This window comes from Streptococcus sp., assembly GCF_041802885.1.
Lineage (GTDB): Bacteria > Bacillota > Bacilli > Lactobacillales > Streptococcaceae > Streptococcus.
In genome coordinates this window covers 40,087-51,365 of sequence record NZ_JBHCHN010000040.1, presented here as the reverse complement: position 1 = coordinate 51,365, position 11,279 = coordinate 40,087, and the positions used below count along the sequence as shown (strand labels likewise).

General features: G+C 46.9%; 10 protein-coding genes. 4 read left to right on the top strand and 6 right to left on the bottom strand.

Annotated elements, in window-relative coordinates; translation table 11 throughout:
* Positions 1 to 469: 469 nt before the first annotated feature.
* The 4 genes from ACEYCN_RS05705 to yaaA form a co-directional block, all read right to left on the bottom strand.
* Positions 470 to 1,093 carry a PepSY domain-containing protein gene (locus tag ACEYCN_RS05705; protein ID WP_373713334.1) on the bottom strand — a complete coding sequence of 208 codons (624 nt, stop codon included), beginning with the start codon at positions 1,091 to 1,093 and terminating at the stop codon, positions 470 to 472.
* Between the two features lie 126 nt (positions 1,094 to 1,219).
* Positions 1,220 to 2,731, bottom strand: coding sequence for a sensor histidine kinase (locus tag ACEYCN_RS05700; protein WP_373713333.1), 1,512 nt, complete (start codon positions 2,729 to 2,731; stop codon positions 1,220 to 1,222).
* Positions 2,676 to 3,356, bottom strand: coding sequence for a response regulator transcription factor (locus tag ACEYCN_RS05695; protein WP_373713332.1), 681 nt, complete (start codon positions 3,354 to 3,356; stop codon positions 2,676 to 2,678). Before ACEYCN_RS05695 ends, ACEYCN_RS05700 begins: the two co-directional genes overlap by 56 nt.
* A 133-nt stretch (positions 3,357 to 3,489) precedes the next feature.
* Positions 3,490 to 4,218 (bottom strand): peroxide stress protein YaaA, encoded by a 729-nt coding sequence (gene yaaA / locus ACEYCN_RS05690; protein WP_373713331.1) that lies wholly within the window; start codon positions 4,216 to 4,218, stop codon positions 3,490 to 3,492.
* 95 nt (positions 4,219 to 4,313) lie between these two features.
* Here yaaA and ACEYCN_RS05685 point away from each other — a divergent pair, with 95 nt between their 5' ends.
* From ACEYCN_RS05685 to ACEYCN_RS05670, 4 genes are all read left to right on the top strand, one after another.
* Positions 4,314 to 4,763, top strand: a complete 450-nt coding sequence (locus tag ACEYCN_RS05685; protein ID WP_373713330.1) for a DUF1836 domain-containing protein — start codon at positions 4,314 to 4,316, stop codon at positions 4,761 to 4,763.
* Entirely contained in the window at positions 4,747 to 5,397 is a 651-nt protein-coding gene (locus ACEYCN_RS05680) for a hemolysin III family protein (RefSeq protein ID WP_373713329.1), read from the top strand. Before ACEYCN_RS05685 ends, ACEYCN_RS05680 begins: the two co-directional genes overlap by 17 nt.
* A 104-nt stretch (positions 5,398 to 5,501) precedes the next feature.
* A complete protein-coding gene (locus ACEYCN_RS05675) occupies positions 5,502 to 6,350 on the top strand; it encodes a Cof-type HAD-IIB family hydrolase (protein ID WP_373713328.1) in 849 nt (282 codons plus the stop codon).
* A complete protein-coding gene (locus ACEYCN_RS05670; RefSeq protein WP_373713327.1) occupies positions 6,343 to 7,602 on the top strand; it encodes a PLP-dependent aminotransferase family protein in 1,260 nt (419 codons plus the stop codon). The genes ACEYCN_RS05675 and ACEYCN_RS05670 overlap by 8 nt, the downstream gene beginning before the upstream one ends.
* Positions 7,603 to 7,680: 78 nt before the next feature.
* Here the strand turns inward: ACEYCN_RS05670 and ACEYCN_RS05665 are convergent, their stop codons facing one another.
* Positions 7,681 to 9,420 (bottom strand): ABC transporter ATP-binding protein, encoded by a 1,740-nt coding sequence (locus ACEYCN_RS05665; protein WP_373713326.1) that lies wholly within the window; start codon positions 9,418 to 9,420, stop codon positions 7,681 to 7,683.
* Entirely contained in the window at positions 9,417 to 11,174 is a 1,758-nt protein-coding gene (locus ACEYCN_RS05660) for an ABC transporter ATP-binding protein (protein WP_373713325.1), read from the bottom strand. The genes ACEYCN_RS05665 and ACEYCN_RS05660 overlap by 4 nt, the downstream gene beginning before the upstream one ends.
* Between the last annotated feature and the right edge of the window lie 105 nt (positions 11,175 to 11,279).

Below are 11,279 nucleotides of genomic sequence, written 5' to 3'. Positions count from 1 at the left end.
GCGCAGTGGTTGAGTGGGCTCTAACAATCTGGGAGATTGTTAGAGGTCGGAAATGAAACAAACGGAGTTTGTGTCAAAATGCGCTGATAAATCAGCTTTTACAGCCCTATACGATTGATGCGAACGGTGTTCGCTCCATTTCCAACCTCCAAAGGTTCCCCAAACCTTTGGAGCTGTGCGGAGGTGGGAGTTCAAAAGGTCTGGGAGACCTTTTGAAGTGGGAGATATAGGCTGACCGTAGTCAGCTCGCATCATTCAAGGTCTGGGGATAGACCGTTTTAGGTCAACAACTGGAAATAAAGACTTGTTGACGAAATCGAATTTCTTCGAAATTACCGATTTCTGTCCCACTCTCTTTTTTATTTTCAATGAAAATCAAAATTGGATTAGGAAAATAATCAGAGACCAATCTAGGGTCAGCAAGGCAAGTTAATTGAGTTTGCTCTTGCTTTTTTAAGATAGACACTTCCTAATTGTTATCCAAAGTCTCACTAGACTTCTCTAGAATAGCTCCTGTCTCAGCATCTATTTGATAATCATAGTCCAATTTTTGGGCCATATCATCAAAATCCACATCATAGTGTACTTGCCCATCATCCTCATCAAGTTTTACCGTGAGATTGGAAACAGCAGTTTCCGCCAAACCTGCATCTTTTAGGGCGATTTCCTTGGCTTGGTTCTCTGAAACTTTAGGGGTCACTGGAGCGGTTGTTGCAGCTGATTGACTGGCAAGTGATGCTTTATCGCTGGATTGGCTTGTGTTGGTAGAGGATTTAGTGGCGAAGCCATTTTCATCAAAATCGCGGTCTAGGATTGAACCTGTTTGAGCATCAATGGTGTAACTGTAGTCCCCATCAGCTGTTGTAAAGTCGATATCGTAAGTTGCTTTACCGTCCTCACGGTCCCTGTCCACTTCCTTAAAGGTGATGTCTGACGGACTCACTCCTGCATTTTCAAAGGCGATTTCTTGCGCTTCTGCTACCGACAGGCTGTAACCTACATGTTGGTAAGCATAGATTCCTCCGGCAATTAAAATTGCTGAGCCAGCAAGACCACCGATGATGATTTTTTTCACTTTGTTTGTTAGTTCCATTTGGAAAACTCCTTTTTGTTTATTTTTCTTTATGAACCTAGTATATAAAAAACCGAGACAGATTTCTCGGTTTTTTTGGTGTAAAAGTGTGGCAAAATGGTGGCAAACGGAGACATTTCTTTTGCCTCATTTCTGCACAGTTGGAAGAAAGATGATAAAGGTAGTTGCTGCCTCATCTGATTGGACAGAAATAGAGCCACCGTGGCGCTCGATAATTTCCTTGGTCATGGCCAGACCGATACCGAAATTGCCATTTTTTCCCTTGTGGAAACGTTCGAAAACATGCTCCATATCTTCTGGGCTAATAGGTTGTCCGTCATTGCTCAGGCGAATTTCAAAGCCATCTTTCACCTGCTTGGTCGTCAAGGTGATAGTCTTTCGGGCAAAACGCAAAGCATTGTGGAGAATATTAGAAATAGCGCGCTCCAGCAGAGCTTCATCTGCTTGAATCTGATTTTTTGAGTCTTGAAAATGATGAACGAACTGCAGATCAGCCAAATCTGCCTTTGGTTTGAGACGCCAACTAACATCATAGAGGAGGTCAGACAGGGATAAATCTTCCACTTCCAGAGCTTGCTGGAAATCTTCCACCCTGGCAAGGGTTAAGATATCATCTACCAGCTGCTTCATCTTTGCGCTTTCTTCCTGAATGATAGCTGCGGCAGCCTGAGGATCTGTGACAACTCCCTCTCCAATAGCTTCCGCATAGCCTTGGATAGACATGAGCGGTGTCCGAAGTTCATGCGAAGCATTTTGGAAAAAAATCTTTTGGCTGCGCTGGTTGGCATCAATCATGTGGTTCATCGTCTCGACGGACTGGCCAACTTGATTCAGCTCATCGTAAGGCAGTCTTTCTAATACTAAATTTTGCTCCCGTTGCCCAACCTTGGAGATATAGGTTTTCAAGCTGAAAAAGGCATCATCTAGTTTGCGCGAAGTCAGGAAAATCAGACCACTGGCCAGGAGCCCGATGACCAGAGTCAAGCCTGTCAAAATCCAATTGACCAAGGCTGAAAATTTCTGAACAGGGCTAATATTGGCAAAAACCAAGATATAATAGGTCTGTTCAGAAGATTCCGACTGACGGACATAATAGTCCTCTAACCGCCCTTCATATTCCTGGATTTTGACTGCATAATTTCGGCCATTCAGAGGAACAAAGACTGGCTGACTTCCTGACTCAGGTTCCTCAATTTCCAGTTCCTCCTCCTCTGCCTCGTCCAATAATTCCCAGTCCTCATCATGCTCTGTGAAGTAATTGACCACCTGATTAGAAATACTGGAGGCTGAAATGTCATCTTGACTGGCTGAAATATAGAGAGTTTTGAACTGTTCATCGACAATCACATAGCTTGTTGAAAAGATACTATCATGCTGGTTGTCTTCAACCGTTTGACCCAGATAGAGCTTGTCCAGTTGGTCATAGCGATGTTGGACAGCTGTATTGACCTCATCATTGACAAAGGTTCTCAGACTTAGATTAAAAATCAGTAATATCAGTCCTAATGATAAGAAGATGATGGCTAAGGGTTGAACAAAAAGGGTTGCCTTTAAGCTTTTAGAACCATCTTTTCTGTAGGGATTAAGTTTTTTTAGCCAACTTGAAGCCGTAGCCCCAAACTGTTTCAATTTGAACATCACTTTCTACCTGCCTTAGTTTCTTTCGTAAGCGTTTAATAGTATCATCTGTCACCCGTGTCTCCACATCACTCTCGTAACCCCAAACCTGGGACAAAAGTTCGTCGCGTGAAAGGGCCTTATCCTGATGTTGCATGAGGAGTTTCAACAATTCGAACTCTGTATTGGTCAATTTGATGGCTTGTCCCTGAAAATAAGCAGCACGGTCCTTATCTGATAACTGAAGCCCCTGAAAACTGAGGGTATCCGCTGGAGAAATCTCCTTGATTTTCCGAGACAAGATAGCCTTAATCCGTAGTGTCAGCTGGATAGGCGAAAAAGGTTTGGTGAAATAGTCATCCGCTCCGGAGGAAAAACCTTCTACAAAATCTCTATCGCTATCGCGTGCAGTCAAGAGAATAATGGGCACATCTGAACGTTTGCGAATCGCTGCGGCTGTGCCAAAGCCATCCGTTCCAGGCATCATGACATCTAGCACGACCACATCTGCCTCTTCTTCCATAAAACGCAGCAAGAGCTGGTCTCCCGTTTCAAAAAGTTCGACAGCAATATCTTCCTTGCTCAAAAATGTTCCTAAGAGCTCTCGGATATTTTTCTCATCATCTGCAATATAAACCTTGACCATCAACTTTCTCCTTCACCATTTTCTCTTCTCATCATATCACAATTTCCAGCAAAAACAGTCTGACTCTCTCTCTTGCCACAAAATTGCCTCAGATTTTTTCAATCATAAAAGGCCAGGATTGCTCCAAGCCTAGCTAAATTGTCTTCACAAACACGATTTCATGCTCTGTAGACAAATCCTCCCGATAGACAAAGCCATCTGGCTGCAAACATTTCAGAGCTTCCAAACTCATTACCTGCTGTCTAGACATTTCAGATACCAGGCGGCCACGACCTTTCTTGGAAATGGTCGAATGAATCTTGAGCTGGCCATCCTTGTCCTCCATGAAGGTAATCTTGGTCATTTTCTTTTGAATGGCTGGTGAAAAAACAGCCTCAAACTCCGAAGAAAGGAGGGAGATGATCAGCTCATCATCCTGAACCAGCTGGTCATATTGCTGGCGCCAAAACTGCTTGAGGCTGGTCTGGCCAATCTTCAAGGAGCCTTGAAAATCGAGCCGATGGGGAGCGATCCAATCAAAAACATTGATGGCCCCATAAAAGCCTGTTGCGATAAAGACATGTTCTTCCAAATATGCCACTTCTGCTGGGTACAAATCCCGCCGGCTCATGTAACGGTACATGAGACCATCATAGAGTTGCCAGGCCGGATAGAGCCTAGCCTGACCATTGGCAATGCGTTGCCAGCGGTCCAACTCCAGCTGAGCCTTATCCAGCCTGAGCTGATAAAAGTTCGCCAAGTCTTCCAGCTTCATCTGGCTGATGACGGTCAAAATTTCTTGGCTGGCCCTAGTAAGGCCTTGAAAGGACTGGCTTTCCAAATTGGTATTGAGTTCTTTGGCATTGGGGATCAAGATTTTCATAGTCTCATTTTACCACATCCCCTTTTTTCTTGACAATGATTTAAGAAGATGTTATCATCTAGTTATTAAAACTAGATTAAAAGGTAGGGATAATGATGTCTTTAGCCAAATGGGACCAACTGCCCAGCCTGGACCTCTACTTGGACCAGGTTCTCCTCTATGTCAACCAAGAAACAGCGGGCCTGCTCAGCCAGAATGAAAAGCCCCTGACGGCCGCCATGATCAACAATTATGTCAAACATGGCTACCTGCCCAAGCCCCATAAAAAGAAATACGGCAGAAAGCAGATTGCCCGCCTGATCGTCCTGACCATCTGCAAATCCGTCTTTGCCATCTCTGACATCGCCCAGATGATTGAGCTGCATTATCAGGAAGCTGAGGCTTCCCTTCTCTATGACGCCTTCATCGACTGTCTGGAAGGGAGATCTAGTGAGCAGACCCCAGACCTGATTGTCAAGGCCTGCCAGGCCATTTTGTCCTACAAGGAAGCCATGGACCTGGTTGACCATTTAAAGGAGGTAGCATCAGATGAGCAAGAGCTTTAAACTATCCAAGCAACTCTCTTTCGGTGAAGAGGTGGGAAATGCGGTCACCCATGCCGTTGCGGCCTTTGGGATGCTGATACTTTTGCCCTATACGGCCATCCACACCTACACCCTCCACGGCGCCCTCCAGGCTTTTGGGGCCTCGGTCTTTGTCATCAGCCTCTTTCTCATGTTTCTCTCCTCTACCATCTACCACTCCATGTCCTATGGCTCAACCCACAAGTATATCCTGCGCATCATTGACCACAGCATGATTTACATCGCCATCGCGGGCAGCTATACGCCAGTGGTTCTGGCCATTATGAACAACTGGATTGGCTATCTCATTCTCATCATCCAGTGGGGAACCACTATCTTTGGCATTCTTTATAAGATTTTTGCCAAGAATGTCAATGAAAAATTTAGCCTCATCCTCTATCTGGTCATGGGCTGGTTGGTGGTCTTCATCTTTCCAGCCATTGTCCAACACACTGGCCTGGCCTTCTGGCTCCTCATGTTGGCAGGCGGTCTCTCCTATACTGTGGGCGCCCTCTTCTATGCCAAGAAAAAGCCCTATTTCCACATGATCTGGCACTTTTTCATCATCCTGGCCAGCGCTCTTCAGTATATCGCCATTATCTTTTATATGATTTGAAAGACTTGTTTTCCAAGTCTTTTTAACATTGCTTTTTCCTATAAAATAAGCTAAAATGAGGTAAACTAACTGTCCCCAGACAGATGAGAAAGTGAAGAAATCCTATGATAAAACTGATTGCCATCGATATGGATGGCACCCTTTTAGATGATAATAAGGAAATTTCAGCAAAGAACAAGGCTGCTTTGCAGGAAGCTGCCCAGGCCGGCATCAAAATTGTCCTCTGCACTGGTCGGCCCAAGTCTGGCATCCTGCCCTATTTTAATCAGCTCAGCCTGACCGAAGAAGAATATGTCATCGGCAACAATGGCTGCCTGACCATGTCCAGCAAGGACTGGCAATTCTTGCGCATCGAGGGGGTGGAGTCGGACCGACTGGATGCCTTAGAAGCCCTTCTGGCCGACTTTCCCCAGCTCAATCTGGTCCTCTTCACACCAGAAGCCAACTATATCCTGGGTCAGGAAATCAATGCCCAGGCTAGGAAGGACTCTGAAATCGAATTTTCCAAGATTTTCCATACAGACTTGGCCAGCTTCAAACGCCAAAAGATTCCCGTTCTGGTTCCCATTTTTATGGGAGAGACTCCTATCTTGGATGCCTTTCAGGCCCATTTTGAAGACCTGCTGGCCCAGGAATTTAACACGGTTCGCAGCCTCGACTATGCCTTTGAAGCCCTTCCCATGGGCGTCAGCAAAGCAAAAGCTCTGGCTGATTTGGCCCAGGATTTGGGCATTTCGGCTACGGAAGTCATGGCCATCGGGGATGGCAACAATGACCTGGAAATGCTGGAATTTGCTGGCCTGTCCATCGCCATGGGCAATGCCAACGATGCGGTCAAGGAAATGGCTGACTTTGTGACGGCAAGCAATGAGGAATCCGGTGTCGCCCAGGCTATTCTGGACCATGTCCTGCATCCGGATGGGCTTTATATTGAAAGAAAAAGAGATGAATAAGTACAAAACCATCATCCAGGATATCCTGACGGGCATCGAGAAGGGGGACTTTAAGCGGGGGCAAAAGCTGCCTTCGATTCGCAAACTCAGCGACAAATACCAGTGCAGCAAGGATACGGTCCAAAAGGCCATGCTGGAGCTCAAGTACCAAAATGCCATCTATGCTGTGGAAAAAAGTGGCTACTATATCTTGGAGGACAAGGATTTTCAGGAGGAGATGCTTGACCTCAATCCTGCTGATTTCCAACAGCTCCCCTATGAAGATTTTCGGATTTGCCTCAATGAGAGCCTGATTGGCCGTGAAAATTACCTCTTCAACTACTACCACCAGCAAGAAGGCCTGGAGGACCTGATTGCCTCCAGCCATCAGCTGCTCATGGATTATGATGTCTACTGTAAACAGGACCAACTGGTCATCACAGCAGGTACCCAGCAGGCCCTCTACATCCTCTCTAAGATGGATTTTGGCAGTAAGGGGAAAAAGATTTTGCTGGAAAGTCCGACCTATGACCGCATGAAGGCTTTGGTAGAAAAACAGAATCTGCCCTTTGTCAGCATTGAGCGGACCTTTGCTGACCTTGATTTGGCCGAGTTAGAGCGGATTTTCAAGACCGGCCAGATTGCCTTCTTCTACACCATTCCCCGCCTCCACAACCCACTTGGGACTTCTTATACCTTGGAGGAAAAAAAGGAGATTGTCCGCCTGGCTCAGACCTATCAAGTCTATATCGTCGAGGATGATTATCTGGCAGATTTTGATAGCAGCAGGACTGTCCCCTTTCATTATCTGGACACGGAAAACCGAGTCATCTACCTCAAATCCTTCACTACCACCCTCTTTCCAGCCCTGCGGATCGGTTGCGTGGTTCTGCCTCCTTCTCTAGTCCAAGCCTTTTTGGAGGAAAAAAGTCTGATTGACTATGACACCAACCTGATTATGCAAAAGGCCCTCTCCCTCTACATTGACAATGGCATGTTTGCCCGCAACACCCAGCACTTGAAAAATCGGCATTTTCAACAAGCAGAAGAGATGAGAAAACTCCTTGAATCAGCTAAACTAAACTGTCCCTATCAGATTAGCCGAGAAAAACTGATTTTAGAATTACAACCTGATCAGCTGACCGCTTCTCTCAAGCACAGTTCCATCCCCTTCGAGCTGGTTGAGACAGACAGGCAGGTCTACCTCATCTTGGCCTATGGGGAGGAGTTGCAGGGACAATTAAATAAGATTGGAGAGTATATAGAAAAATAGTGTGGCACAAGTGTTCCACACTATTTTTATGCAAAAATTAAAGATTATCAGTCCTGATTTCCCCCATCTCCTTGCTTTTTATGTTTGTTGCAGCTGCCCAGCTTGCAATTGGTACATTTTTTGGTAGGTGCCTTCGAGGGCCAGGAGTTGGTCGTGGGTGCCAGATTCGATGATACGGCCCTTGTCTAGGACATAGATGCAGTCTGCATCCTGAATGGTCGAGAGGCGGTGGGCGATGGCAATGGTGGTCCGGCCCTTTCGCATCTTCTTGAGGGAATGCTGGATGACCTCTTCCGTTTCTGAGTCGATATTGGCAGTTGCCTCGTCCAAAATCAAAATTTTAGGCTTGGCAGCGACCGTTCTGGCAAAGGCGATGAGCTGGCGCTGGCCAGATGAGAGGGTGGAGCCCCGCTCGGTCACAGCCTGGTCATAGCCATCAGGCAATTCAGAGATAAAGGCATCCGCATCAACAAATTCCGCTGCCGCCTGGACATCAGCCCTGGTCAGATAATCCTGGTACATCCGGATATTGGACTCGATGGTACCATGGTAGAGGAAAGGATCCTGTAACACCAGACCGATAGCCTTTCTCAGAGCTGGCTGGCTATATTCCCGAATATCCACCCCATCAATCAAAATCTGCCCCCGATCAAATTCATAAAAGCGCATAAAGAGATTGATGATGGAGGATTTGCCAGAGCCAGTATGGCCGACAAAGGCGATGGTTTCCCCAGCCTGCACTTGGAAAGAAATATCCTTCAGGACATCTGTTTTCCCATCATAGGAAAAGCTGACCTGGCGAAACTCTATCCTGCCCTGACTCACTTCCAAATCAGATGAGGCTTGCATCGGTTCATAGGCCCTTTGGTCCATCATAGCAAAGACCCGCTCAGCGGAAACCATGGACGTCTGCAGGGTCGCAAAATTCTGCGTAACTTCAATCAAGGGGTCAAAGAGTTGGTTGATGTACTGGATAAAGGCATACATGAGACCGGCTGTAAAAGTAGCTGACTGCCAATTTAGGCCAAAGAAGGTCAAAATCACCGCATAGGCCAGAACCTTGAGCACCGACATAGCTGGCCGCAAAAAGAGGGAATTGATATTGACCGAGCGATTGGCATAGTCCAGATGTTCTTGGTTGATAGCCTCAAATTCCCCAATCAGGCGTTCCTCCTGACGGAAAGCCTGGATAATCCGCATGCCCTCAATGGACTCGGATAACTTGACATTGATATCGCTGAGCTTGCTTCTGGTCATCATGACCAAGTGATTGGATAGCTTGCGATAGAGCCAAATGGAACCCCAGATGACGGGCAAGAAAGGCAGGATAAAGAGGGTCAGCTGCCAGTTGAGCTGGAGCATGGTGATAAGGGTGGCTGTAAAAATGAAGAAAGAAGAAATAAAACTAGCAAAGACCGTCCCAAACATATCAGCCACAGCCTGAGTATCATTGGTAATCCGAGACACGATGGAGCCGGCAGGCGTTTTGTCAAAATAAGCCATCCCCAGCTTTTGGATGTTGGCAAAGGTTTCCTGCCGCATATCGCGGACGATGCTGTATGCCACTCGGGAGAAAGTATAGCTTCCCAGATAGGTAAAGAGGACCCGCATCAAAAAGAGCAGGTAATAGCCCAGTAGCAGGAAAAGTCCTGATTGGGCGGCCTGATTGCTGACAAAGTGGTCAATATAGTAACGGGCCACCAGAGGAATGGCAGTCCTGGTCAGGGTGGTCAGGAGAATGAAGGCAAGAGCCGTCAGCGTCCACCATTTATAGCGGAAGAGGTAGCCCATCAACCGCATGAAGACAGATTTTTTCATGACTTCCCTCCTTCCAAACTGGCTGTCAACCGTTCTGTTAATTGCTGGGATTGGTAGGTCTCATAGTACCAGCCTCCCAAGTCCATCAATTCTTGGTGAGTTCCAGCCTCCTTGATGGTCCCCTTATCCATAACCAAAATCAGATCAGCATGGACAATGGCCGAAAGCCGATGGGCAGTGATGATGGTGGTTTTGCCCTGCCGTTCCTGCTTCAGATTTTCCACGATATGGTGCTCTGTTTTGGCATCAACCGCGGAAAGAGAATCATCCAGAATCAAGATATCTGGATTGGCCGCTAAGGCCCGACTCATGGCAATCCGCTGCTTTTGACCGCCAGATAGGGAAACACCCCGCTCTCCGATAATGGTGTCAAATCCCTCTGGCATGGCCTCAATGTCCTCATAGACACCGCAAAGTTGGGCGGCTTTTTTCACCAAGTCATCCGAAATATCTGGATTGGCAAAGCGGATATTATCCCGAATGGACATGGCGAAGAGGATTTGGTCCTGGGGCACATAGCCCATGAGACTGCGAAGATCCTTGAGTCGATACTGGCGAATATCATGCCCATCAAGGGAGATAGAACCCGCATCCACATCCCGCTCCCGCAAAAGGAGCTTGAGCAGGGTCGTTTTCCCAGAACCCGTCGGTCCAACGATGCCCAAGGTCTGCCCCTTTTTCAGAGAAAAATAGATCTGAGACAAGGTTTCTTGCTGGTCGTAAGAAAAATGGTTGATGGCATAGACCAGGTCCCCATTTTGAATACTCGGCAGAGGATGTGCAGCTTCCACAATATCTGATTCCTGGGCTAGGAGGCTATCAATCCGCTCATAGGAAACCGAGCCCCGCTGAATGACATTGAAAAGGAAACCCATGGCCTGCAGGGGCCAAACCAGCATGTCCAGATAGGTGACAAAAGTCACCAGCTCACCGATTGTCAATTCCCCTCTGGAAATGAAAAGGCCGCCCACAAGAAGGGTCAAAACATAGGATAGACCAACGAAGGTCACAGTCATCGGATCAAAGAGGGCATTGAATTTGGCGGCCCTCATATTTTTTTCAAAAACATCTTGATTGGTCTGAGCAAAAGCCTCTACTTCTGCTTCCTGATAGCCAAAGGACTTGGTCACCTTGATACCTGAGACTGCCTCTTGCACATGGTTGTTGAGCTTTGAAAAGGCCTCTTGGGAGGACTTAAAGGCTGCATGATTGCGACGACCCAAGGCACTGGTTCCCATAGCCATAAAGGGCAGGGGCAAGATGGCAATCAAGGTCAGCCGCCAATCCAGCACGACAAACATGATAAAGAGGGTCACAATGGCTGTCAGTGAGGCGTCTACTGCCGACATGACACCCCCACCCGCCGTCATGACCAGGGCATTGATATCATTGGTGGCATGGGCCATCAAGTCCCCCGTCCGAAAGCGTTGAAAAAAAGAAGGCGACATGCGGGTAAAATGCTCAAAGAGCCGATAGCGCAAAATCTGTCCCAGATGGTTGGCCGTCCCAAAAATATACATGCGCCACACATAGCGCAAGCCATACATGGCCAAACCAGATAGGACCAGGTAGAGAACATTGATAAATAATTCAGGTGTCGTGAGAACCTGACTGTCAATTTTATCGATGACCTCCCCCATGACACGAGGTGGAATCAAATTAAAAACACTGACTAAGCCAAGTGCAACGATTCCAGTTAAGTAGCGCCGCTTTTCCAATTTGAAAAACCAAGCTAATTTTCTTAATAAGTACATCTTATCTCCTTTAAATCAGTCTTCTCATTATACGCCTGACCAGGCTGATTTGCAAGGATTGACCCCCGATTTTGGTCATGAAAAAAACTGGTTTCATAACCAGTT

What these genes read in the sequence shown, in the direction of transcription:
- ACEYCN_RS05695 (WP_373713332.1), bottom strand. Translation starts at nt 3,356, where the DNA reads ATGGTCAAGGTTTATATTGCAGATGATGAGAAAAATATCCGAGAGCTC.
- ACEYCN_RS05675 (WP_373713328.1), top strand. Translation starts at nt 5,502, where the DNA reads ATGATAAAACTGATTGCCATCGATATGGATGGCACCCTTTTAGATGAT.
- ACEYCN_RS05665 (WP_373713326.1), bottom strand. Translation starts at nt 9,420, where the DNA reads ATGAAAAAATCTGTCTTCATGCGGTTGATGGGCTACCTCTTCCGCTAT.
- ACEYCN_RS05685 (WP_373713330.1), top strand. Translation starts at nt 4,314, where the DNA reads ATGTCTTTAGCCAAATGGGACCAACTGCCCAGCCTGGACCTCTACTTG.
- ACEYCN_RS05700 (WP_373713333.1), bottom strand. Translation starts at nt 2,731, where the DNA reads ATGTTCAAATTGAAACAGTTTGGGGCTACGGCTTCAAGTTGGCTAAAA.
- yaaA (WP_373713331.1), bottom strand. Translation starts at nt 4,218, where the DNA reads ATGAAAATCTTGATCCCCAATGCCAAAGAACTCAATACCAATTTGGAA.
- ACEYCN_RS05660 (WP_373713325.1), bottom strand. Translation starts at nt 11,174, where the DNA reads ATGTACTTATTAAGAAAATTAGCTTGGTTTTTCAAATTGGAAAAGCGG.
- ACEYCN_RS05680 (WP_373713329.1), top strand. Translation starts at nt 4,747, where the DNA reads ATGAGCAAGAGCTTTAAACTATCCAAGCAACTCTCTTTCGGTGAAGAG.
- ACEYCN_RS05705 (WP_373713334.1), bottom strand. Translation starts at nt 1,093, where the DNA reads ATGGAACTAACAAACAAAGTGAAAAAAATCATCATCGGTGGTCTTGCT.
- ACEYCN_RS05670 (WP_373713327.1), top strand. Translation starts at nt 6,343, where the DNA reads ATGAATAAGTACAAAACCATCATCCAGGATATCCTGACGGGCATCGAG.